The organism is Ilyomonas limi (genome assembly GCF_005233845.1).
Taxonomy (GTDB): domain Bacteria; phylum Bacteroidota; class Bacteroidia; order Chitinophagales; family Chitinophagaceae; genus Ilyomonas; species Ilyomonas limi.
Genome location: NZ_SZQL01000007.1, coordinates 246,496 through 268,700 on the forward strand (window position 1 = coordinate 246,496; position 22,205 = coordinate 268,700).

The following is a 22,205-nucleotide window of genomic DNA, read 5'->3' on the forward strand; positions in this document are numbered from 1 at the left end:
GAATATAATAAAAGCGGTAGTGCAATTACACTACCGCTTTTATTATATTTATATCAAATTCAATTACTCATCAACTTTAAATTTTACGTTTGTTTACGCATCTTTCTTTCGCAACAACTCTGAAACACTATAAGTAATCGGAAAGGGTATAGAAAAGAAAAGCAAAACCGCTAATCCATTAGAATAAAATTTATAAAGCAGATTTGCCAACGCATAATAGACAATACAGGTAATACAAAAACTGGTAATGATAATCAATAATTTATTCTTTAAAGAAAGAACATAATTACGGTTGAAAAACCGCGTTAAAAACACTACAATAATAATCCATAATACAATGGTGATAAACAAGTTAGTTGTTGATGCAGTATTCATGAAGCGTTCAGTATAGTACGTAAAAATAGCGGTTAAGAATCATACCGGCAATCGCCCCGCCTGTTTTTAATGGCAGTTTCGCCCTTCCATTTTCAAATCGCTATATTTGGCTTACCATTTTTCATTTGTATAAAACCACGCCAATGATAGAGCGCGAAGAAGCAACGATTCAGAATTTTGAAAAGCTGTTTGCCGATATAGAAAACCTGCGCGTAGCCGTTATTGGCGATGTAATACTTGACACTTACTGGTGGGGCGCGGTAGAACGTATATCACCCGAAGCGCCAGTGCCCGTTGTATCACTGCAAAAAAAAGAACACCGTATTGGTGGTGCGGGTAATGTGGCGCTCAATACCGTTTCGCTCGGCGCCGAAACAACGTTGTTTAGCATTGTAGGGGAAGATGAAGATGCAGAACTGCTCGTGAGCATGCTACAGGAAGAACATATTGATACTAAGTATATTATGCGTAGCAGCAAACGCATTACCACCAACAAAATACGCGTATTGGGGCACAACCATCAAATGATGCGTATAGATGCTGAAGTTACAAATGATATTTCTAAAGAGGAGGAGGAAGAATTGTTGAGTTCCTTTGAAAGTTTTGTAAAACGGTACGAGCCGGCAGTAATTATATTTGAAGACTACAACAAAGGCGTGCTTACCGAAAGCCTCATTGCGTCCATTATGAACATTTGCAAAGAGCATAAAATTATAACGGCTGCCGACCCGAAGCATAAAAACTTCTTTGCTTATAAAGGTGCTACTATTTTCAAGCCCGACTTAAAAGAAGCCCTGGAACACTCGTCTGCTCTAATGAGTAATGACGCTATTGAAGAACACCTGCAGCAATTGCATATACAATTGCACGAGCAGTTGCAACATAAAATTTCACTCATTACATTACCTTCTTTTAAATTATTTTTTCAAAAGGGCAGTTATGCTAAAACCATTGCATCGCACACACAAAATATTGCAGACGTAAGCGGCTGCGAAGACACTATTATTGCAGTAGCTGCGCTAGTGTACACAGCCGAAAAAAATATGCTGCTGGCAGCTTCATTAGCAAGTCTTGCTGCGGGTGTTGTATGTGCACATGTTGGTACAGTTGCCATTAATAAACAGCAGTTGCTGGCTGAATGTAGAAAATCGTTGAACTGATTATATAGTTATCCTATCGCAAATACTCGAAAAAGAGCATGAATACAATCACATTGGTAATACATGGCGGTGCCGGAACGATAGTAAAGGAGGATATGACACCCGAGCTGGAAGCCGCTTACCAGGCGGGACTAAAAGATGCTTTAAGTGCCGGTTTTGCCGTATTGGAAGAAGGTGGTTCTGCCGTAAATGCTATTAAGGCAGCAATTGTAGTTATGGAAGATAACGTGTTGTTTAACGCAGGCAGAGGCTCGGTTTTTACAAAGAAAGGTTTACAGGAAATGGATGCAGCTATTATGGATGGCAGCACGCTGGAAGCAGGTGCAGTTACCGGTGTACGGAACGTGCGCAACCCGATTGAACTGGCAATGGAAGTAATGCGTAACAGCAATCATGTTTTTTTGAGTGGCAAAGGCGCCTCCGATTTTGCCATTAAACAGGGCATTAAGCTGGAGCCGGACGAATACTTTTTTTCACAGTTCCGATACGACCAATGGAAGGCCATCCGCGATTCTGATAATTACTCGCTCGACCATACGCACCAGCGCATGGAAGAACTGATGCGCGATAAAAAGTTTGGCACTGTAGGCGCTACTGCCTGCGATGCACAGGGCAATATTGCCGCTGCCACCTCTACTGGCGGCATGACGAATAAAAAATACGGACGTATTGGCGATAGTCCCATTATTGGTTGTGGCACCTATGCAAATAACGCTACCTGCGCTATCAGTTGCACCGGTCATGGCGAAATGTTCATCCGCAGCGTAGCCGCTTATGATGTGAGCTGCCTTATGGAATACAAAGGCTTTACCCTGCAGCAAGCAATGGATAAAGTGGTAAATGAAAAACTGATAAAACTACAAGGCGAAGGCGGCATGATAGGCGTAGATGCAAAAGGCAATGCTGCCATGGTATTCAACAGTGCCGGCATGTACCGCGCTGCTAAGAATAATAAAGATTTGTTTGAAGTGGCGTTGTACAGGTAAAACACCCATGCTTGTAGTTTTTATTATGCCACTCTTTGGCTGCGGCCAATAGCAAAGTAGAGGATAACGCCTAAAAGTGGTAGAAATAAAACAACTAAAAGCCAAACAATTTTGTTAGTACTTTCACGAAAACTACTTTTTACTATATCAAGTATTGCCCATATAGAAAGTATAAAGGGAACTAAAACAATAGTAACTAATAGCAGTTCCTGAAATCCAGGATTTCCCATAATGGTTTATTTTTAAAGGTATATTGTTCTGCTAATATTACAGTTTTATACAGAATATTGAAGTAAATGCTTTAATAAAGATACTTGCACCTTGTATATTCTCCCTTACGATTTCATATTAATAAACTGCAGCGGCAAATGCAGATTAGACGCCTTTAGCTTTGCAATCACCTCCTGTAAATCGTCTATTTTTTTGCCGGTTACACGCACAACATCATCCATTATTTGCGCTTGTACTTTAAGGCTGGCGTCTTTTATAATTTTTACAACCTTTTTTGCATCATCCTGCTTCAGTCCATTGGTTACGGGCACTTCTTTTTTTACTACTTTACCGCTTGGATACGCATCTTTATCAAAGTTAAAAGCAGCAGCATCAATACCTTGCTTCATCGCGCGGCTGATGAGCACATCTATTACCTGCTTCATCTTCATATCGCTTTCCACTTCGAGGTGCACGATATAATCTTTTTTGTTTAAATCAATCACCACCGGCGAATCTTTAAAGTCGAAACGGTTGCTGATTTCTTTTTTTACCGTATTAATAGCGTTGTCCAACGTTTGCAAATCCACTTTGCTGGCAATATCAAAAGAAGGCATAGCTGTTAACTATTTTAAATTGAATATGAAATATTTACAAGAACAGGTTTTAAGTACAATATTACTCAAATTCAGATTATCGGGGGTGTCCCCATTGATAACCTTCTATAGGATGGTGTCTCGCCATTCGAAATGACAGTCTGTTCCGAACTTATTATGTTTAGTAAAGATAAACAATGCAAAAGATATAGGTAGCACTATCAAGAGCGGCAAAGGCAAAACTATACTACCAATTTGCAACATCTTTCGCAAACGATCTCCACAACCTTTTGCCAGGCATCGGTATTTGTATGCAGGTTTCTATGCCTGCCATGCCTCAAACACCTGCTGCGTATGATTGGCAGTATCGGGCTTATCTATCATCTTTTTGATAATTCCATTTTCATCAATTAAAAAAGTAGTGCGGATAATACCCATGTATTTCTTGCCAAACAGCTGCTTTTCGCCCCACACACCATATTCGTTTACAATGGTCTGGTCTTCATCTGCAATCAGCGGAAAAGGCAGGTTGAACTTTTTCTCAAATTTTTTATGGCTTTTTACATCATCGGCACTCACTCCAAGCACTACAAAGCCCGATTTAATTAAAGCCGTATAATTATCGCGCAGGTTGCAGGCTTGTGCAGTACAGCCCGGCGTATCATCTTTCGGATAAAAATAAAGGACTACCTTTTTGCCCCTGAAATTGTGCAGCGAAACCGTATTGCCATCCTGGTCTTTGCCGGTAAAATCGGGTGCCTGTTGCCCTTCGTGTAAGGTGGTTGCCATAGGAAGCTATTTTGAGCAAAAGTAGCCCCACAAATTTGTTTTTCAATTTTCGGTAGAACGTTCCTTTTTTAGGGTGCAATTGCTTATTTTTGCGCAAAATTTCAGGAATATATGGGCTTTAAAAGCTTGAAACTCTTTCTGGTAGCGGCTTTCAGCGTTTTTTTGGTACTTTTTTCTCATTTTGCCAATGCGCAGGAACCATTAGATACTAAAAAGACGGCAAAAGAAGGCGCGTTCGACCCCGCCAAGATAATATTGGAACACGTAATGGACGCTCACGAGTTTCACTTTTTCTCCTATAAAGGTAGTGACGGTGAAGAACATGAAATATCTATTCCGCTTCCTGTGATTTTATATTCTCCCCAACGCGGACTATCTGCATTTTCTTACGCACGCTTTCACGACCACGACAGCCACGGCATTTACAACGGCTACAAAAACGAAGAAGGTAAGATTGTAGCGGTGGATGCTAATGGCAATACAGACGAAACTGTAAAGGTGTACGACCTGAGCCTTACCCGCAATGTGGTGCAAATGTTTATTGCATTGATTCTCCTGGTTTGGATTTTGTTGACTGCCGCCAGCAAATACCGTAAGCATGGCACCAACGTAGCGCCTACCGGCATACAAAATCTGATTGAACCGGTAGTCACCTTTATCCGCGATGAAGTGGGTAGGCCCAACCTCGGCGTGAAATACGAAAAATACATGCCTTACCTGCTTACTGTTTTCTTTTTTATTCTGTTTAATACTTTAGTCGGCTTAATTCCGGGTACTGCCAATGTTACCGGTAATATCGCCTTTACGATGGTGTTGGCTGTTATTTCGCTGATAGTTATTGTATTCAGTACCAACCGGCATTTCTGGGGTCATATTTTCTGGCCTCCGGGCGTACCCATCCCTGTAAAACTTATTTTAATCCCTATCGAAGTAGTTAGTACACTTGTAATAAAGCCCGGCGCTTTGATGATACGTTTATTTGCAAATATGATTGCCGGTCACATTGTAATTACCTGCTTCATTTTGCTCATATTTATTTTTGGCGCTATGAATCAGGCAGTTGGCTGGGGCTTTATACCGGTGTCTGTTGCCTTCACTATTTTTCTATATTTTATTGAAATACTGGTAGCATTTATACAGGCGTTTATTTTCACCAATTTAACCGCCGTATTTATTGGTCAGGCATTTGAGGGGGAGCATCATGACGGGCACGATCATGCAGAAGATCCGGTGATCATTTAAATTTTTAATACAACTTTTCACTTAATAAAACACAATCATCATGTCATTAATGACCATTTTGTTGCAAGCAGGCGAAGCTGCTAATTTCTCTTTGTCTCACTTAGGTGGTGCAATTGGTGCAGGTTTGGCAGCCATCGGCGCCGGTATTGGTATCGGTCAGATTGGTAAAGGCGCGGTAGAAAGCATTGCCCGCCAGCCGGAAGCCTCCAACGACATTCGTGCAAACATGATCCTGACTGCTGCCTTCGTAGAGGGTGTTGCCCTTTTCGCAGTTATCGCAGGTATCCTTGCTGTATTGAAATAATATAGCAGCACACAATACATTATTGCACCTGATGCACAGGGCGGAGGGTGCAATAATCCTTAAGACAAAGCCCCAATCTTTGCAGTTAAGTAGAATGGGGAATGATTATTGAATTGAATCAAACTTTTAATTTAAATAATAAACAGTGCTTTAGCTCCCTTTAGGGCTGGGGCGACAACACAAATATGGCACTCTTACAACCTGGCTTAGGCTTGCTGATATGGACGCTCATTGCGTTTATTATTGTTTTAGTAATATTGAAAAAATTTGCCTGGGCCCCTATTCTCAAAGGATTGAAAGACCGGGAAACCAATATTGCTGATGCCATTGCTTCTGCCGAAAAAGTAAAGGCAGAAATGGCCGCTCTGAAAAGCGAAAATGAAGTGCTGATTGCCAAAGCACGCGAAGAAAGAGCAGCGATGATAAAAGAGGCAAAAGAAACTGCCGATAAAATGGTGGCTGATGCACAAGGCAAAGCGAAAAGCGAATACGACCGCATTGTAGCTGATGCACAAGCAGCTATAGACCAGCAAAAAAATGCTGCCTTGATAGATGTAAAAAATCAGGTGGGCAAGCTGGTGATAGAAGTAGCTGAAAAAGTATTGCGCAAGCAGCTTGATAATAAAGCCCAGCAGGAAGCTTACATCAGGCAACTGGCCGATGATGTACAATTGAGTTAAAAAGAAAGCAGAATCAAGAAAACAAGATACAAGTATACCAGCTTGTACTCTGTAACTTAAATACTTGTAAATTTTCATTAATGCCTAATCCACGATTAGCTACACGATATGCCAAAAGCCTCATTGGCCTAGCACAGGAGAGAGGAGAACTGGAAGCGGTATATAAAGACATGCAGTTTCTGCAAAGCATTTGTAAAAGCAACCGCGACTTTGTAAACCTGTTGCGCAGCCCGGTAGTACGGGCAGATAAGAAAGATGCTATTATTACCGCTATTACCAAAGATAGAATAAGCAAGCTCACGGCTACTTTTACCAAATTATTGACGGGTAAAGGCCGCGAAGAGGACTTACCGGAGATTATTAACGCGTTTATTAGTCAGTACAACGAGATAAAAGGCATAGAAAAAGTTAAGCTGACCACAGCAGTGCCTGTGAGCGATGATGTAAAAAATGCTATTCTTGCCAAAGTAAAAAAGAACACGGGCTTTGATCAGATAGAAATGGAAACCGTAGTGAATCCAAATCTCATCGGTGGTTTTATTTTGGAATATAATAACAATCTGGTAGATGCCAGTATATCACGTGATTTAAAAGACATCAGCAAGCAGTTCCAGGAGAATGTATATGTACATAATATCCGTTAAGAACTGCGTAAGCAATTTTTGTAACACAGTTTCAGATAGTTATATTACTTATTCAATATTAAATATTCAATAGATAATGGTAGATATAAAACCAGATGAAATTTCAGCCATACTCCGGCAACAGCTTAGCAACTTTAATGCAGGAGCTGAACTGGAAGAAATAGGCACCATATTACAGGCGGGTGATGGTATTGCCCGTGTATATGGGTTGAATAACGTTCGCTCCGGTGAACTGGTAGAGCTCGAAAACGGTACCAAAGCCATTGCTTTGAACCTGGAAGAAGATAATGTGGGTGTAGTATTGCTGGGTGAGCAGGGCGATGTAAAAGAAGGTGATAAAGTACGCCGTACCGGTCAGATTGCTTCTATTAAAGTAGGCGAAGGCTTGGTCGGCCGCGTAATCAATACATTGGGCGAACCTATTGATGGTAAAGGCCCAATTACCGGCGAATTGTACGAGATGCCGCTGGAGCGTAAAGCACCAGGCGTTATCTTTCGTGAGCCGGTAAAAGAACCGTTGCAAACCGGTATTAAAGCTATTGACGCAATGATTCCCATTGGTCGCGGACAACGTGAACTGGTAATCGGCGACCGCCAAACCGGTAAGTCTGCTATTTGTGTTGATACCATTATCAACCAAAAAGAGTTTTACGAGGCTGGCAAACCGGTTTACTGTATTTATGTAGCAATTGGTCAAAAAGCTTCTACCATTGCCGGTGTGATGAAAACATTGCAGGATAATGGTGCAATGGCTTACACTACTATTGTAGCCGCATCGGCCTCCGACCCTGCTCCGCAACAGTTCTACGCTCCTTTTGCAGGTGCTGCCATTGGCGAATTTTTCCGCGATACCGGCAGACCAGCATTGATTATTTATGATGATTTATCTAAACAGGCCGTTGCTTACCGTGAAGTATCCTTATTGTTGCGTCGCCCGCCCGGACGTGAAGCCTACCCCGGTGACGTATTTTACCTGCACAGCCGCTTGCTGGAACGTGCTGCAAAAATCATCGCAAATGACGATGTTGCTAAAAACATGAACGACCTGCCGGAAAGCATTAGACATCTGGTAAAAGGCGGTGGCAGCTTAACCGCTTTACCCATCATTGAAACACAGGCTGGCGACGTATCGGCATATATTCCAACAAACGTAATCTCTATTACCGACGGGCAGATCTTCCTGGAAGGTAACCTGTTTAACGCAGGCATTCGTCCGGCTATCAACGTTGGTATTTCTGTAAGCCGCGTGGGTGGTAATGCACAGATTAAGAGTATGAAAAAAGTGGCTGGCACGCTCAAGCTCGACCAGGCACTGTACCGCGAACTGGAAGCCTTCTCTAAATTTGGGGGAGACCTCGATGCGGCTACTAAATCGGTAATTGATAAAGGTGCCCGCAACGTGGAGATATTAAAGCAGCCACAGTTTACACCATTCCCGGTAGAAAAACAGGTAGCAATCATTTACCTGGGTACACAAGGCTTGCTGCGCGAAGTAGCAGTAAAAAATGTAAGAGCTTTTGAAGACCATTTTTTACTGGAAATGCAAAACAAATTGCCTAATGTACTGGCTGAGTTTAAGAAAGGGAATCTGCCTGACGATGGATTGAAGCAAATGGTAGAACTGGCCAAGGGCATTATGCCGCAGTATAAATAAGTTTCGGTTTACATGAAATAATAATGGCGCTGATTTGTTCAGCGCCATTTTGTTTTTGAGGAAAAATGAATCACAGAGCTTTGAGAGGAATGCACAGGGAAACTCAGAACAGGTCTTTGCCATGCTTCTGTATGTAACAATTCCTGTATCTCTCTGCGGTTGATAAATATGTATTTGCTTAGAAGTCAACGTTTATTCAACTGTTGAAAAATGTGATGTAAGAAACAATGTATGGTAGCAAAATAGCTCGTTCCACAAAAATGCTGGTGTTTGCTCATAAGAATACGCTTCTAAAAAGCACAGGCAACTATTTCTGCAAGCATTAAAAAGCAAAACAGCCCTGCGCTTTCCTCCCCGATGTTCTGCCAGATCCGGAACTTTTAGCCAGCCGAATGCCCAGTTTTATATTTACAGAATAATATGCATCTTTTTTAGTGCTGCCCCTAATGGAGCCGGGAGTACGGGTACCCTCTTCAGGTATGGCATAGCTCCGATCGGCAAGCCGCTTGGCAAGTATGGCATTATCGGGTGAAAGGTATTTATCAAACAAATTAGGATCAATATAAGTAGTACTTACGTCATCCAAATAATCGGTATTTAAAAAGCGGTACACGGCTTCGCCGCGCAGTACCAGCCGCTCCGAAATGTTGTATTGCAAGCCACCGCCCACCGGAAAGTTGATGCCCGACAGTTTGTAATTAGGCCTTCCGGTTTCGGGAAAACCCTCACCTTCAGTATGCAATGGCTGCAGGTATATCCATTGTCCGTCCAGCTTTGTTTTAGGATCAAAACCAAAATAACCAACACCGGCTAAGAGATAGGGCGAAAGCGCGGGTGTTGTATGTTCTTTAGAAAAAATGTTTAAAGGATGAACTTCGGCAAGTAAGCTTACTTCTTTTATAGTACTTGTAAAATCAAGATTGCGTTTTCTTATATTACGGGCACCGGGCCGCGCATCCGAAGCTGTAACCTGCCCTATCGTACCTTCGAGGCGCACCCCAGCCATTTGCCGGTACAACACTGCTGCATAAATTCCACCGCCGGGTCTAAAGCTTTTTACATCCACTGTTTGGCCACCAATATCGGTATTGCAGTTCATGGCATTGATCGAAAATCCTAGCTCTTTTGTCCATATTTTATTGTCAGAAAACTGGCTGCGGCTAACTACACTTACACAAAGTAGCAGCACTACGCTCATCAATTGCTTCATACATTTTTAAGTTGTAACGATCGTCACTGCGTTTTACTGGCTTTATCAACCTCTTGCCAGCGCAGGCAAAAGTACAGGCAACTTTCAGACCGTAAATTTCACATTGTATATTTTTCACAATACATACATATCTGCCTTGCAATACGAGCCATTGATGAGCGATATACACAAAGAATATTTGAGTATATATTAATAAGTTATAAAGGTGTTGGTTGGATTAAGAGAGCCAATATGGAGATGCGTTGAATAAAATAGTAGTATTGATAAGCAGCATCGGGCTATCTGCATAATTATTCATTAAAACCTATAACAACCGATAGCTTTTCTTACTCGCCTGTTGCTTATGTTGCTGCCTACTTTATCCAGTTTTATTCCCAACTTAAGGTTGATAGAATAATAGGCGTCTTTCTGCGGGTTTCCTCTTCTTTCACCTGCTTTACTAACTACATCCCCGGTAAGTTCTCCACTTCGGTCGGCAAGGCGCTTAGCAAGCTCGGCATCAGTTGGAGATAAGTATTTATCAAACAAAACAGGGCGAATATATTTTCTACTTACATCATCTAAATAATCGGTGTTTAACAAGCGATAGACCGCTTCGCCACGTAAAACAAAGCGCTCAGATAAATTATATTGCAAGCCGCCGCCCAAAGGAAGATTGATTTGAGACAATTTATAATTAGGTATGTCTGTTTCAGGAAAGCCTTGCCCCTCCGTATGCAGCGGCTGTAATGCTATCCATTTATTGTTGAGTGATGCCTGTGGGTTGAATGAGAAATAACCTACGCCCGCCAACAGATAAAACGATAATGCCGGCGTGTAAGCCTGTTTTAGCTTCAAAGGGTGAAACTCGGCAAGCAAACTAATTTCGGTAATGTTGGTTTTGAAGCTGAGATTGCGGTTTTTAAATACTTTTTTGGTTGCCTTTTTATCGGTAGCTGTTATGGTGCCGAATGTTGCTTCCAAACGCAAGCCCAGCAATTCCCTGTATAACAATCCGGCATAAACCCCAGCACTTGGTCTAAAGTTTCCCGGATCAGCTATTCTTCCTTCCACATCGGTTTTGCAGTTCATGGCATTGAGCGAAATACCAAACTCTTCTACCAGTTGTTTAGTATTCCCGTATTGGGCGCTTGCGGAAATGCCCGTTAAGAGTAACAGAAAAGTAGCAGTTAAGGTATTTTTCATAAAGGGTATTACTTATTATCATAACGCATTATCGGCAATAGTAGTATTTTTTAGGTGCTGCTGATAGTATTTACAGGCAGGCTTCAATCCGCAAATATCACATTTGGGATTTCGCGCAACACATACATACCTGCCATGCAATATGAGCCAGTGATGAGCAATATATACCAGGTCTTTCGGTATAAATTTAAGCAATTGCAATTCAGTAGCCAAAGGTGTTTTAGCATTTACCGTCAATCCAATGCGTGCTGCCACCCTAAAAACGTGTGTATCCACCGCCATATTGGGCTGCGCATCCACTACAGATGTAATCACATTGGCAGTTTTGCGCCCAACTCCCGGCAGCGTAATTAGTTCAGCTACGGTCATAGGTATATTACCGCCAAAATCGCTCATGACCTTTTGCGCCATCCCTACCAGATGTTTTGCCTTATTGTTTGGGTAAGAAATACTTTTGATATACACCAGCACTTCATCCTTATCGGCTCGTGCAAGCGATGGCATATCGGGGAAGCGCCGGAACAGCTCTGGGGTAGTCATATTTACGCGCTTATCGGTGCACTGCGCCGAGAGTATCACAGCTACCAGCAACTCGTAAGGATTGCTGTACAACAGCTCCGTTTCTGCATTGGGGTTGTGTTCCTGAAAATATTTAATGATAAAATCAAACCGCTCTTTTCGTGTCATAGTTAACAGCGAAAATAGTAAGTTCAGGTATTCAGAAATTTCGTTTTTGATGGATGAATTGTTAGGATAATATATAATGGCAAACAATTAGCGATAAATAAATACATACGGTAAAGATTTATACGTCCATCTAAACATTTTTCTGCTCAACCTATAAACACATGGCGCTTTTTTAAATAAACAGATACTTTGTACATTATGAATGAAAAAGTAAAAGTCACCAATACTACAATCTTATCTAACAATTGGTACACCCTTAAGAAAGTAACCTTTGATTATCTGAAGAAAAACGGGCAATGGCAAACACAACACCGCGAGGCTTATGACAGGGGCAATGGTGCTACTATTTTGCTGTACAATAAAAATTTAAAAACAGTAGTACTTACACGCCAGTTCCGGCTACCCACTTATCTCAATGGCAACGAAACCGGCATGCTGATAGAAGCCTGCGCGGGACTGCTTGACAGAGACAACCCCGAAGATTGCATCAGGCGCGAAACGGAAGAAGAAACCGGCTATAAAATATCACACGTGCAAAAAGTGTTTGAAGCATATATGTCGCCGGGCTCGGTAACTGAAATTTTATACTTTTTTGTAGCTGAATATACAAAAGACATGAAAATAATAGCAGGTGGTGGCTTGGAACACGACCAGGAAGATATAGAAGTAATGGAGTTGCCGTTTAATGAAGCGCTTAGTATGGTGGATAGCGGAACAATTAAAGATGCAAAGACTATTATGCTGCTACAGTACGCACAGCTACACAAACTGTTATAATGCCTATTGCTGGTTATTGGCCTCCCATTGCTGCGCAAAAGCGTACAAGGTGTCAAACCTTGCATCTATCAGTTCGTGCGGTAGTGCAATTTCGGGGTTGGTGGTGGCAATATATACGGTGAACATACCGGCATTGCGGCCAAACCGCATATCGCTCAATTTGTTGCCCACCATAATAGTTTTGCCAAAATCAATTTGCGGGTACAGTTCTTTTGCCTGCAAAGCCATACCAGGATTGGGCTTGCGGTCAGGGCTGTTATCATCCAAATCGGTACAGAAAAATATCTTATCTATTCTGCCACCGGCAGCGGTAATACCTTCCTGCATGTAGAGATGAACATCTTCCAGATCGGCTAACGTCATTAATTTTTTACCTACACCTTTTTGGTTAGTAACCATTACTATTATACCAAAAACTGTCGAGAGTATTTGCAGCGCCCGCGGCACATTTTCGTAGAAAATAAATTCGCCACGATGTAATACATAAGAGCCTTTTTTTTCTTCATTTATTACGCCGTCGCGGTCTAAAAAAAGTGTCCAGGTCTTGTCAACTTTTGTAAAATCCATTTTGTCAAAAAATGCTCAATAGTTAAAGTTTGTGAATTAATGTTGGAAGTTCGCGGATTCACAAGTTTACGGGTTCACACTTTGGGAAGATTGCATAATTGATGTTTGTAAAACTTGCACTTTCTTCTATCCCCGACTTTAAACCTTAAACTTGTGAACAAGTGAACCCGCAAACCGGTTATCTATTACACTTATAAACTATCAAATACTCAACTCCCGCTGTGCACGTTCGTAATCTTCAGGAATACCAATATCAATAAAATAGGCATCCTGCAAAATACCAATCATCGTACGTTTATGGTATAACGCTTCGAGATAATCCTTTTCAAAAGAAAACTTTTGGGGTAAATCTTCGTTCAAAAAACTTTGTACGTTCAACGCGTACAAGCCGCCGTTTATTAGACCCTCTTTATAAAACTGCTTTTCTTTAAAGCTTTTAACAGTATCATCTTCTTTCAATTCCACTACTCCATAACGGTCAAAATTGTGCATTGGTTTTAAGGTTAGTGTACAATCAGCGCGGTGTTGCAAATGTATTTTGGCAAGTACGTGTATATCTGCTTTAAACAGGGTATCGCCGTTTGCAACAATTACGTTATTACCGGCTGTTTTTTCACAACACAGTTTAATAGCACCTCCGGTTCCAAGCGGCTCTTCTTCTACCACCAGCTCTGCATTCAGCCTGGGAAAATGCATTGTTAGATATTGTGTGATCACTTCGTGCCTGTAGCCCAGCGAAAAAATAAAACGTTCAATACCATACGATTCCAGGTAAGCAATAATATAGGCAAGAAAAGGCTTGTTGTGCACCGGCGCCATACACTTGGGCACATCAGCCACCACGCTGCGCAGGCGTGTGCCCAAGCCACCAGCTAGTATAACACATTCTGTAATGGGTGATGTTAAAGTGTTGTATGCAGCCATTTATTATTTATAAATGATTTTTTGTTGCTGGTTCCTGTTAAAGGAATATCGTTGGCTTTCCTTCATTAATCATAGCATTCAACAATAATCCTTAAAACATTTCAAAAATACTACAGTATCATGCAAAAGGGCAGCACACGTTTGAAATGTGCTGCCCTTTTAAGAACAAAAATCATTCTAATGAATACAAGTAGCGGCTATTTACCACTTGCAGTACTATCATTTGTACCACCGTTATTTTTACTGAGCGAAAGTATATACCTCGCCATGTCCCGGGCTTCTGCTGTTGAAACATTGTTATGCGGTGGCATTACCACAGTGCCCCACCGGCCACTACCACCTTTGATTATTTTTAACGATAATTCATCGGCCATAGCCTCGCTATTACCATATTTATCAGCTATCATCTGGTAAGAAGGTCCAATATTTTTCCCCTCCGTATTATGGCAGGTTTTGCAATCATTACCGGCAATAAGCGATGCACCACGTCCGGTTACCGAACCTGTTGAATCGTATGCTTGTCCACTTGGCACTGCATTGACAAGGCTATCTTCAGCAGGTGGTAAACTACCCGATTGGTTATTTGCCTGAGTAGTATCATTCACCTGATTATTTTCATCTCCATTCTGATTGCCACAGCTTGCCACAAACAATCCTGAAGTAACAACTATAATAACAATGAATTTTTTCATAACATCCGGTTTAGCATTGCTTATTGCAATCCTAATACCAAACGGTTAAAGTTTTCATCGCTGCCGGTACCCGCAAAGTCATCAAAGGCTTTTTCCGTTACACGGATAATGTGATTTTTAATAAATATCGCACCTTCTCTTGCACCGTCCTCGGCATTCTTAAGGGCACACTCCCACTCTAGCACTGCCCAACCTTTAAAGTCGTACTGCGCCAGTTTACTAAATACACTTTTAAAGTCCACCTGTCCATCACCCAGCGAGCGGAAACGACCGGCACGGTTTACCCAGCTTTGATAACCGCCATATACGCCTTGCTTGCCGGTTGGATTAAATTCCGCATCTTTTACATGAAACATCTTAATGCGTTCATGATAGTAATCTATGTAAGTAAGATAATCGAGACATTGTAGTACAAAATGGGAAGGATCGTACAACAAACAGGCACGCGGATGATTGTTTACTTCTTTCAAAAACATTTCGTACGATACACCATCGTGCAGGTCTTCACCGGGGTGAATTTCATAACACAAATCCACTCCATTTTCATCAAATACATTCAGGATAGGCAACCAGCGGTTAGCTAATTCTTTAAAACCCGTTTCTACCAACCCTGCCGGACGTTGCGGCCAGGGATATACCGTATGCCACAGCAACGCGCCGCTAAAAGTAGCATGTGCATTCAAGCCCAGATTCTTAGAGGCCTGTGCGGCCCATTTCAACTGCTGTATTGCCCATTCGGTGCGGGCTTTAGGACTGTTACGGTATTGCTCCGGTGCAAAGCCATCAAACAAAGCATCATACGCCGGATGCACAGCTATCAACTGTCCTTGCAGGTGTGTAGATAATTCTGTTATCTGGACACCGGCTTCATTGGCAATACCGGTCAGTTCATCTGCATACGTTTTGCTTTCGGCTGCTTTTTGCAGGTCTATAAAACTGGTAACCCATGTAGGTATTTGCACACCTACGTATCCAAGACTTGCAGCCCATTCACAAATAGATTTTAGAGAATTGAACGGCGGCTGATCGCCGGCAAACTGTGCGAGAAATATTCCAGGTCCTTTAAGTGTTGTCATAAGTGAAAGCCCCCATTCCCCTGAAGGGGAGTTTTTGAAATGATAATTGACGTTGATTTGGTGAATTAATAAGTACGTTTCTCAACAGCCGGGGCTCGTGGAGACACGAACCTCAGTAAAATTTTATAATCAGGAAAATTTCTTCTACACTTTATTTTCCGTCCACTTTACATCACTTTGTCCTGAAGCCACCACATTATCTATAAACGCCATACCACGGATACCTTCTTCCACACGCGGAAAATCGAGTGCTTCTTTAGGTGGCTCCGTACCTTCTATTTTGGCAGATAACGTGAGTGCAAAATTGCGGTAGATATTAGCAAAAGCTTCCAGGTAGCCTTCGGGATGTCCGCCCGGTGTGCGCGCATTGAACCTGGCATAACTGCCCACCCACGGCGTTCCGGTGCGCAAAATCTCGGTGGGCTTATCCAGCCAGCGCACAATGAGTGTATTGGGCTCCTGCTGCGCCCATTCCAGTCCGCCTTTTTCGCCATACACGCGAATTTTTAAAGCATTTTCTTCGCCGGCGGCAACCTGGCTGGCCATCAGCACGCCATGCACGCCGTCTTCCATCTTCAGCAATACATTTCCGTCATCATCTAAGCGGCGGCCTTCTACCATTACATTCAGGTCGGCACAGAGATGCGTAATTTTTTTGCCGGTAATATATTCAGCAAGGTGTGCTGCGTGCGTACCAATATCGCCCATAGCGCCTGCCTTACCACTCTTGGTTGGGTCGGTACGCCAGGCAGCCTGCATATTGCCTTCGCGCTCCGTTAGCTTGCTCAGCCAGCCTTGCGGATATTCTACCCACACCTTTCTTATTTTGCCCAAAGCCCCTTCGGCAACCATTTGTTTTGCCTGTTTTACCATTGGGTAGCCGCTGTAAGTATGCGTAAGGCAAAGCAGCAGGCCGGTCTCATCCACCTTTTGTTTTAGCTGTTTGGCTTCGTCCAGGTTAAAGGTCATGGGCTTTTCTATCACTACATTAAACCCATGTTCCAGCGCCATCATAGCAGGTGCAAAATGCACGAAGTTGGGCGTTACAATACTTACAAAATCTATCCGCACATCTTCGGGCAGCTTACTTTCCTTTTCTATCATTTCCTCATAGGAAGTATAAGTACGGTCTTCAGGAAGAAATAACATCTTTCCCGATTCTATGGCTATATCATTTATCTCGCTGAGCGCCCCTGCAGATAATTCTATCAAGCCATCCATGTTGGCTGCCAGGCGGTGAACGGCACCAATAAAAGCACCTTTACCACCGCCTATCATGCCCATTCTAAGTTTTCTTTTCATATAGGTTTTTTGGTTTTTAGCTATAATACAAAGTTGCGTACAGCAATCTGTTTCGCTTATTTTATTCTTTTATAAATAAAAAGACTGCTATGGATGTAAACACGGCAGGCAATATATAATCATTTTTTCAACCCTCACCGGTTCCTCATTTGGAGCCACCGTATTTAAGTAAGAAGCGCTTAAAATTATAACATGTAAACAAACAGCTAAAAAAAATTATTCTGTTTTTGAATAAAAGGGGCACGAATAAAAATAATAATTACATTTATCCGCGATTATTTTATTCACTCTACCGATTTGTAATTATACTGTATGTCTTCTAACAGAAGGACCGCTATTAAAAACATGCTTGCCGGCTCAGCAGCGCTTGCCGCAGGCGACACTTTACTATCTTCTTTTTCTAAAAAAACAACTGTAAAAAAATTGAAACTGAAAGGCAACATTAATCACTCAGCATGCCGCTGGTGCTACAGCGATATTCCGCTGGACCAACTGTGCGCCGGCGCTAAAGAAATAGGATTGAAAGGTATAGACCTTGTAGGTCCTAAAGATTGGCCCACACTTAAGAAATACGGGCTTGACTCGCCTATGTGCAACGGCGCCGAAATAAGCCTTACCGAAGGTTTTAACGACCCGCAGTATCATTCCAAGCTGATTGACAACTATACCGAACACATTGGACTGGTGGCAGATGCAGGCTATAAAAACCTGATTTGTTTTAGCGGCAGCCGCCGTGGTATGGATGATGAGACCGGCCTGAAAAACTGCGAAGAAGGTATCAAAAAATTATTACCCTTAGCGGAGAAAAAAGGAGTAGTGCTGGTGATGGAACTGCTTAACAGCAAGGTGGACCATAAGGATTATATGTGTGATAACAGCAAGTGGGGCACTGAGTTGTGCCGGCGCATTGGCTCCGACAATTTTAAACTGCTCTATGATATTTATCACATGCAGATAGATGAAGGTGATGTAATAAGAACCATACGCGACAGGCATCAGTATTTTGCACACTATCATACCGGCGGCGTACCCGGCAGAAACGAAATAGACAGCTCGCAGGAACTTTTTTATCCGGCTGTAATGCGCGCCATAGTGGCTACCGGTTATAAAGGCTATGTGGCACAGGAGTTTATACCTACCGAAAAAGACAAGTTAGCAGCCCTCCGCAGGTGTGTGGAAATATGTGATGTATAATAAAGTAATACAGCAATCGTAAATTGTATAAAAAACAGCAATGTCTGTTGCATGATGCACCGAAAGAAAATAATAGGATAAGAATAATAAAGCAAACTGCCTGTCAACAGCAAGCATCCGTTACATTATTCTGTTTTCTCTTCACTGTTAATTATCATTGTTTCTTTATTCTCAAATACTGCTTTAGTAAAAAACGATACTTGTATTCTCATTTCTTTTAAAATAAAAAATCATGGCTGAAAATGTTTTTGATGCAATCGTAGTTGGCTCGGGCATCAGTGGCGGCTGGGCTGCCAAAGAGCTTACCGAAAAAGGATTAACGGTATTAATGCTGGAGCGCGGTCGCAATATTGAGCACATAAAAGGGTATGTAAATGCTAACAAAGCACCTTGGGAGTTTCCGCACCGTGGCAGCAAAACCCAGCAAATGATTAAAGACTACCCGGTACTCAACCGTGACTATCCGCTGAATGAAACAAACCTCGACTATTGGGTAAACGAAAAAGAAAGCCCTTATACTGAAGTACACCGCTTCGACTGGTTTCGTGGCTATCATGTAGGTGGCCGCTCGCTTATGTGGGGTCGCCAAAGCTACCGCTGGAGCGATCATGCCTTTGAAGCCAATGCCAAAGAAGGTATTGGTGTAGACTGGCCCATCCGCTACAAAGACATTGCGCCCTGGTACGATTACGTAGAAAAATTTATTGGCGTAAGCGGCTCTAAAGAAAATATACCACAACTACCCGATGGGCAATTTATGCCAGCCATGGAATTGAATGTAGTGGAGAAAGCATTGCAGCCAAGATTGAAGGAATATTATAAAGGACAGCGTGCTATGTTTATCGGCCGCACAGCCAATATTACTGAGCCATTGCCCGGACGTACCAATTGCCAATACCGCAATAAATGCTGGCTGGGCTGCCCATATGGAGCATACTTCAGCACGCAATCTTCTACCCTGCCTGCTGCTGTTAAGACCGGCAAATTAACGCTGCGCCCGTGGGCTATTGTAACCAAAGTGCTGTACGATAAAGATAAAAAACGCGCCACTGGTGTAGAAGTACTCGATGCACAAACAAACAAAACCTACGTATATAATTCCAAAATCGTATTCCTCAACGCCAGTGCACTCAACAGTGCCTGGATACTGATGAACTCTGCTACCGATGTATGGCCTGACGGTTTGGGCAGCAGTAGCGGCGAGTTGGGGCATAATGTAATGGACCACCACCTGAACGTAGGTGCCGGCGGCACAGTAGAAGGGTACGAAGACAAATATTATTATGGTCGCCGCGCCAATGGTGTGTATATACCACAGTTCCGCAACTTGTTTGGCGATAAAAGGGATTACCTGCGCGGTTTTGGCTACCAGGGGGGTGCTAGCCGGCAGGGCTGGAGCCGCCAAATACCGGAGATGCAAATTGGTGGTGAGTTCAAAGATGCATTGGCAGAACCAGGCTTATGGACAATGGGACTTGGAGGCTTTGGTGAAACCCTGCCTTATCACGACAACAAGGTAACGCTGGACAAGAATACAAAAGATAAGTGGAGCTTAAATGTACTTTCGATAGACGCAGTGCTGAGAGATAATGAGTTTAAGATGCGCAAAGACATACAGAACGATGCCATAGAAATGCTGACTGCAATGGGCGTAAAAGATGTAAAAGGTTACGACCATGACGCGGTATTAGGCCGTGGCATTCACGAAATGGGTACAGCACGCATGGGTAAAGATCCTAAAACATCGGTGCTCAATAGCAATAACCAGATATGGGATGCACCCAACGTATATGTAACAGATGGCGCCTTTATGACCAGCGCCAACTGTGTAAACCCATCACTCACCTATATGGCTATGACCGCAAGAGCTGCCGACCACGCAGTGAGTGAACTTAAAAAAATGAACCTCTAATATTTTTGAATCATTAATTGTTAATTGATTTGCTGCATAAAAGCAATTCCTCAATCAACAATTAATGATTTCCAATTGACAATAACATGGGCGATTCTTTGCAGGTGAATATTAATGCCGGCGGCGTAGCAAAAAACACGTTTGATGCTATCGTCATTGGTTCGGGTATTAGTGGTGGCTGGGCTGCTAAAGAATTGTGCGAATTGGGATTGAAAACCCTGGTGCTGGAGAGAGGCCGCGATGTACAACACATCAAAGATTATCCTACAGCCAACATGGCGCCCTGGGAGTTTAAGCACCGCGGGCAAATGCCCAAAAAGTTTATAGATGAAAACCCGCTCATTACTACCGCAGCAGGCTTTGGAGAAGATACAGCGCATTTTTTTATAAAAGATAAAGACCATCCTTATGTGCAGGACAAGCCATTCGACTGGATACGCGGCTATCAGGTAGGTGGCAAATCTATCATCTGGGGGAGAGCCACACAGCGCTGGAGCGATTTTGAATTTAAAAATCCTGCCCGTTTTGGCTATGGTATTGAGTGGCCGATTGATTATAAAGAAATAGCTCCGTGGTACTCGCACGTAGAAGAGTTTATCGGTATCTGTGGTAATAAAGACGGACTGGAAGCAATGCCCGATGGCGAATTTTTACCACCATTTGAGTTGAACGCAGTAGAGCAACATTTGAAGCAAAGCATTAAGCAGCACTATAACCGCGATTATGTGCATGCCCGGTGGGCACACATTACCGAACCAAAAGAAATACACAAACAACAAGGCCGGGTAAAGTGTATGGCGCGCAATATGTGTATGCGTGGCTGTCCTTTTGGCGGTTATTTTAGTTCGGTATCCAGCACGTTGCCCTGGGCAGCAAAGACGGGCAACTTAACCGTGCGGCCTTACTCGGTTGTACATTCCATTATCTATGATGAGCAGAAAGGTAAAGCGGCTGGTGTACGAATTATTGATACCAATACCAAACAAACAACAGATTATTTCGCCCGCATCCTGTTTGTAAATGCGGCTGCGATGAACAGCAATTTGATTCTGCTTAATTCAACATCCAACCGGTTTCCAAGTGGATTAGGCAATGATAATGGTTTGCTGGGCAAATATGTAGCTTTTCACAATTACCGCGGAAGCGTGCATGGTACGGTAGATGGTTTTCAGGATAAGTATATATATGGTCGCAACCCTACGGATGCTATACTGGTAAACTTTAGAAACCTGCAGCAACAAGAGAAGGATTTTGTAGGCGGCTATACTACGTTTATGAGTGCATACCGCGCAAAAGCTGATGGTGGCGAAAATGAAATTGCCTCATCAACCATTGGTGCCGCCTATAAAGAAGCGATCACTGAGCCACTGGGCTGGCGGGTATATATGTACAGCCAGGGCGAAACGATACCAAAAGAAACAAACTATGTAAAGCTGAGCGGTACTAAAAAAGATGAATGGGGCATTCCGCTGTTGGTAACTAATGTAGATTATGACAGCAATGACGAAGCCTTATTAAAAGATTTTTTGACCGAAGGTGCCGCTATGCTGGATAGCGCTGGTGTGAAAAATATTGTACAATATGATAATCATTGGCCACCGGGCAGAGATATACACGAGATGGGCGGCTGCCGCATGGGTAAAGACCCAAGGACTTCGTTGCTGAATGCGCACAATCAATTGCACCATTGCACCAATGTATTTGTAACTGACGGCGCCTGCATGACGAGTACGGGCAATCAAAGTCCGTCCATATTATATATGGCACTTACGGCACGAGCAGCCAACTATGCAGCCGGGGAAATGAAGAAAGGAAATCTGTAATGGAATTTGAGAGATAAGATGTATGATGTAACTGTAGCGAAATATTTAAGATGCAAGATGTAGATTATTTCCTTTCCTTGAAAGGGCTGGCACTCTAATCTCTTGGGGTTAGTTCCGCGAAGCTCTGCTTTGCCTTTGGTATTATCTTTATGTAGTGAGTGAATATATCCATAAGAGTCATAATGTATCAGTTTTATTGTATCATTATGTATGTCC

Annotated in this window: 22 protein-coding genes; 11 read left to right on the forward strand and 11 right to left on the reverse strand. The window is 42.7% G+C overall.

Annotated features, from left to right (window positions below):
• Window positions 1-518 precede the first annotated feature (518 nt).
• Window positions 519-1,535, forward strand: coding sequence for a bifunctional heptose 7-phosphate kinase/heptose 1-phosphate adenyltransferase (locus FC093_RS11095; RefSeq protein WP_240743267.1), 1,017 nt, complete (start codon window positions 519-521; stop codon window positions 1,533-1,535).
• Window positions 1,536-1,573: 38 nt separating this feature from the next.
• Window positions 1,574-2,521 (forward strand): isoaspartyl peptidase/L-asparaginase family protein, encoded by a 948-nt coding sequence (locus tag FC093_RS11100; protein WP_137261842.1) that lies wholly within the window; start codon window positions 1,574-1,576, stop codon window positions 2,519-2,521.
• Window positions 2,522-2,544: 23 nt separating this feature from the next.
• Here FC093_RS11100 and FC093_RS11105 read toward each other — a convergent pair whose 3' ends face one another.
• From FC093_RS11105 to bcp, 3 genes are all read right to left on the reverse strand, one after another.
• Window positions 2,545-2,751: a PLDc N-terminal domain-containing protein gene (locus FC093_RS11105; protein ID WP_137261843.1), complete on the reverse strand. Its 207-nt coding sequence runs from the start codon at window positions 2,749-2,751 to the stop codon at window positions 2,545-2,547.
• Window positions 2,752-2,856: 105 nt separating this feature from the next.
• Complete coding sequence (locus tag FC093_RS11110; protein ID WP_137261844.1) at window positions 2,857-3,348, reverse strand: YajQ family cyclic di-GMP-binding protein; 492 nt, start codon at window positions 3,346-3,348, stop codon at window positions 2,857-2,859.
• Window positions 3,349-3,648: 300 nt separating this feature from the next.
• Window positions 3,649-4,116: a thioredoxin-dependent thiol peroxidase gene (bcp, locus tag FC093_RS11115; RefSeq protein WP_137261845.1), complete on the reverse strand. Its 468-nt coding sequence runs from the start codon at window positions 4,114-4,116 to the stop codon at window positions 3,649-3,651.
• Between the two features lie 111 nt (window positions 4,117-4,227).
• Between bcp and atpB the strand changes: the two genes are divergently transcribed.
• The 5 genes from atpB to atpA all read left to right on the forward strand — a co-directional run bounded on the left by atpB (window position 4,228) and on the right by atpA (window position 8,640).
• Window positions 4,228-5,358, forward strand: a complete 1,131-nt coding sequence (gene atpB, locus FC093_RS11120) for a F0F1 ATP synthase subunit A (RefSeq protein WP_137261846.1) — start codon at window positions 4,228-4,230, stop codon at window positions 5,356-5,358.
• Between the two features lie 40 nt (window positions 5,359-5,398).
• Window positions 5,399-5,662, forward strand: coding sequence for an ATP synthase F0 subunit C (gene atpE / locus FC093_RS11125; RefSeq protein ID WP_137261847.1), 264 nt, complete (start codon window positions 5,399-5,401; stop codon window positions 5,660-5,662).
• A gap of 185 nt (window positions 5,663-5,847) precedes the next feature.
• Entirely contained in the window at window positions 5,848-6,342 is a 495-nt protein-coding gene (gene atpF / locus FC093_RS11130) for a F0F1 ATP synthase subunit B (protein ID WP_137261848.1), read from the forward strand.
• An 80-nt stretch (window positions 6,343-6,422) separates the two neighbouring features.
• Window positions 6,423-6,986, forward strand: coding sequence for an ATP synthase F1 subunit delta (atpH, locus tag FC093_RS11135; RefSeq protein ID WP_137261849.1), 564 nt, complete (start codon window positions 6,423-6,425; stop codon window positions 6,984-6,986).
• A gap of 76 nt (window positions 6,987-7,062) precedes the next feature.
• Window positions 7,063-8,640 (forward strand): F0F1 ATP synthase subunit alpha, encoded by a 1,578-nt coding sequence (atpA, locus tag FC093_RS11140; RefSeq protein ID WP_137261850.1) that lies wholly within the window; start codon window positions 7,063-7,065, stop codon window positions 8,638-8,640.
• Between the two features lie 322 nt (window positions 8,641-8,962).
• Here the strand turns inward: atpA and FC093_RS11145 are convergent, their stop codons facing one another.
• The 3 genes from FC093_RS11145 to nth form a co-directional block, all read right to left on the reverse strand.
• A complete protein-coding gene (locus FC093_RS11145) occupies window positions 8,963-9,850 on the reverse strand; it encodes a DUF6089 family protein (protein WP_137261851.1) in 888 nt (295 codons plus the stop codon).
• A gap of 297 nt (window positions 9,851-10,147) precedes the next feature.
• Window positions 10,148-11,035 (reverse strand): DUF6089 family protein, encoded by an 888-nt coding sequence (locus FC093_RS11150; RefSeq protein ID WP_137261852.1) that lies wholly within the window; start codon window positions 11,033-11,035, stop codon window positions 10,148-10,150.
• Window positions 11,036-11,053: 18 nt separating this feature from the next.
• A complete protein-coding gene (gene nth / locus FC093_RS11155) occupies window positions 11,054-11,722 on the reverse strand; it encodes an endonuclease III (protein WP_137261853.1) in 669 nt (222 codons plus the stop codon).
• Between the two features lie 198 nt (window positions 11,723-11,920).
• On the opposite strand from nth, the gene nudK reads away from it, so the two are divergent.
• On the forward strand, window positions 11,921-12,499 hold the full coding sequence (gene nudK / locus FC093_RS11160; RefSeq protein ID WP_137261854.1) for a GDP-mannose pyrophosphatase NudK: 579 nt from the start codon (window positions 11,921-11,923) through the stop codon (window positions 12,497-12,499).
• A gap of 3 nt (window positions 12,500-12,502) precedes the next feature.
• Here the strand turns inward: nudK and FC093_RS11165 are convergent, their stop codons facing one another.
• From FC093_RS11165 to FC093_RS11185, 5 genes are all read right to left on the reverse strand, one after another.
• Window positions 12,503-13,066, reverse strand: coding sequence for a D-glycero-alpha-D-manno-heptose-1,7-bisphosphate 7-phosphatase (locus FC093_RS11165; RefSeq protein ID WP_137261855.1), 564 nt, complete (start codon window positions 13,064-13,066; stop codon window positions 12,503-12,505).
• A gap of 201 nt (window positions 13,067-13,267) precedes the next feature.
• Window positions 13,268-13,990 (reverse strand): nucleotidyltransferase family protein, encoded by a 723-nt coding sequence (locus FC093_RS11170; protein WP_137261856.1) that lies wholly within the window; start codon window positions 13,988-13,990, stop codon window positions 13,268-13,270.
• A gap of 197 nt (window positions 13,991-14,187) precedes the next feature.
• Window positions 14,188-14,682: a c-type cytochrome gene (locus FC093_RS11175; protein WP_137261857.1), complete on the reverse strand. Its 495-nt coding sequence runs from the start codon at window positions 14,680-14,682 to the stop codon at window positions 14,188-14,190.
• A gap of 20 nt (window positions 14,683-14,702) precedes the next feature.
• On the reverse strand, window positions 14,703-15,758 hold the full coding sequence (locus FC093_RS11180) for a sugar phosphate isomerase/epimerase family protein (RefSeq protein WP_137261858.1): 1,056 nt from the start codon (window positions 15,756-15,758) through the stop codon (window positions 14,703-14,705).
• A gap of 144 nt (window positions 15,759-15,902) precedes the next feature.
• Complete coding sequence (locus FC093_RS11185) at window positions 15,903-17,060, reverse strand: Gfo/Idh/MocA family protein (protein ID WP_137261859.1); 1,158 nt, start codon at window positions 17,058-17,060, stop codon at window positions 15,903-15,905.
• 312 nt (window positions 17,061-17,372) lie between these two features.
• On the opposite strand from FC093_RS11185, the gene FC093_RS11190 reads away from it, so the two are divergent.
• The 3 genes from FC093_RS11190 to FC093_RS11200 all read left to right on the forward strand — a co-directional run bounded on the left by FC093_RS11190 (window position 17,373) and on the right by FC093_RS11200 (window position 21,989).
• Window positions 17,373-18,254 (forward strand): hydroxypyruvate isomerase family protein, encoded by an 882-nt coding sequence (locus tag FC093_RS11190; protein WP_137261860.1) that lies wholly within the window; start codon window positions 17,373-17,375, stop codon window positions 18,252-18,254.
• Between the two features lie 232 nt (window positions 18,255-18,486).
• The gene (locus FC093_RS11195) at window positions 18,487-20,166 is read left to right on the forward strand and encodes a GMC oxidoreductase (protein WP_137261861.1); all 1,680 of its coding nucleotides are present in this window, start codon (window positions 18,487-18,489) and stop codon (window positions 20,164-20,166) included.
• Window positions 20,167-20,252: 86 nt separating this feature from the next.
• Entirely contained in the window at window positions 20,253-21,989 is a 1,737-nt protein-coding gene (locus FC093_RS11200; protein WP_137261862.1) for a GMC oxidoreductase, read from the forward strand.
• Window positions 21,990-22,205: the final 216 nt, after the last annotated feature.

What these genes read in the sequence shown, in the direction of transcription:
- FC093_RS11095 (WP_240743267.1), top strand. Translation starts at nt 519, where the DNA reads ATGATAGAGCGCGAAGAAGCAACGATTCAGAATTTTGAAAAGCTGTTT.
- FC093_RS11100 (WP_137261842.1), top strand. Translation starts at nt 1,574, where the DNA reads ATGAATACAATCACATTGGTAATACATGGCGGTGCCGGAACGATAGTA.
- FC093_RS11105 (WP_137261843.1), bottom strand. Translation starts at nt 2,751, where the DNA reads ATGGGAAATCCTGGATTTCAGGAACTGCTATTAGTTACTATTGTTTTA.
- FC093_RS11110 (WP_137261844.1), bottom strand. Translation starts at nt 3,348, where the DNA reads ATGCCTTCTTTTGATATTGCCAGCAAAGTGGATTTGCAAACGTTGGAC.
- bcp (WP_137261845.1), bottom strand. Translation starts at nt 4,116, where the DNA reads ATGGCAACCACCTTACACGAAGGGCAACAGGCACCCGATTTTACCGGC.
- atpB (WP_137261846.1), top strand. Translation starts at nt 4,228, where the DNA reads ATGGGCTTTAAAAGCTTGAAACTCTTTCTGGTAGCGGCTTTCAGCGTT.
- atpE (WP_137261847.1), top strand. Translation starts at nt 5,399, where the DNA reads ATGTCATTAATGACCATTTTGTTGCAAGCAGGCGAAGCTGCTAATTTC.
- atpF (WP_137261848.1), top strand. Translation starts at nt 5,848, where the DNA reads ATGGCACTCTTACAACCTGGCTTAGGCTTGCTGATATGGACGCTCATT.
- atpH (WP_137261849.1), top strand. Translation starts at nt 6,423, where the DNA reads ATGCCTAATCCACGATTAGCTACACGATATGCCAAAAGCCTCATTGGC.
- atpA (WP_137261850.1), top strand. Translation starts at nt 7,063, where the DNA reads ATGGTAGATATAAAACCAGATGAAATTTCAGCCATACTCCGGCAACAG.
- FC093_RS11145 (WP_137261851.1), bottom strand. Translation starts at nt 9,850, where the DNA reads ATGAAGCAATTGATGAGCGTAGTGCTGCTACTTTGTGTAAGTGTAGTT.
- FC093_RS11150 (WP_137261852.1), bottom strand. Translation starts at nt 11,035, where the DNA reads ATGAAAAATACCTTAACTGCTACTTTTCTGTTACTCTTAACGGGCATT.
- nth (WP_137261853.1), bottom strand. Translation starts at nt 11,722, where the DNA reads ATGACACGAAAAGAGCGGTTTGATTTTATCATTAAATATTTTCAGGAA.
- nudK (WP_137261854.1), top strand. Translation starts at nt 11,921, where the DNA reads ATGAATGAAAAAGTAAAAGTCACCAATACTACAATCTTATCTAACAAT.
- FC093_RS11165 (WP_137261855.1), bottom strand. Translation starts at nt 13,066, where the DNA reads ATGGATTTTACAAAAGTTGACAAGACCTGGACACTTTTTTTAGACCGC.
- FC093_RS11170 (WP_137261856.1), bottom strand. Translation starts at nt 13,990, where the DNA reads ATGGCTGCATACAACACTTTAACATCACCCATTACAGAATGTGTTATA.
- FC093_RS11175 (WP_137261857.1), bottom strand. Translation starts at nt 14,682, where the DNA reads ATGAAAAAATTCATTGTTATTATAGTTGTTACTTCAGGATTGTTTGTG.
- FC093_RS11180 (WP_137261858.1), bottom strand. Translation starts at nt 15,758, where the DNA reads ATGACAACACTTAAAGGACCTGGAATATTTCTCGCACAGTTTGCCGGC.
- FC093_RS11185 (WP_137261859.1), bottom strand. Translation starts at nt 17,060, where the DNA reads ATGAAAAGAAAACTTAGAATGGGCATGATAGGCGGTGGTAAAGGTGCT.
- FC093_RS11190 (WP_137261860.1), top strand. Translation starts at nt 17,373, where the DNA reads ATGTCTTCTAACAGAAGGACCGCTATTAAAAACATGCTTGCCGGCTCA.
- FC093_RS11195 (WP_137261861.1), top strand. Translation starts at nt 18,487, where the DNA reads ATGGCTGAAAATGTTTTTGATGCAATCGTAGTTGGCTCGGGCATCAGT.
- FC093_RS11200 (WP_137261862.1), top strand. Translation starts at nt 20,253, where the DNA reads ATGGGCGATTCTTTGCAGGTGAATATTAATGCCGGCGGCGTAGCAAAA.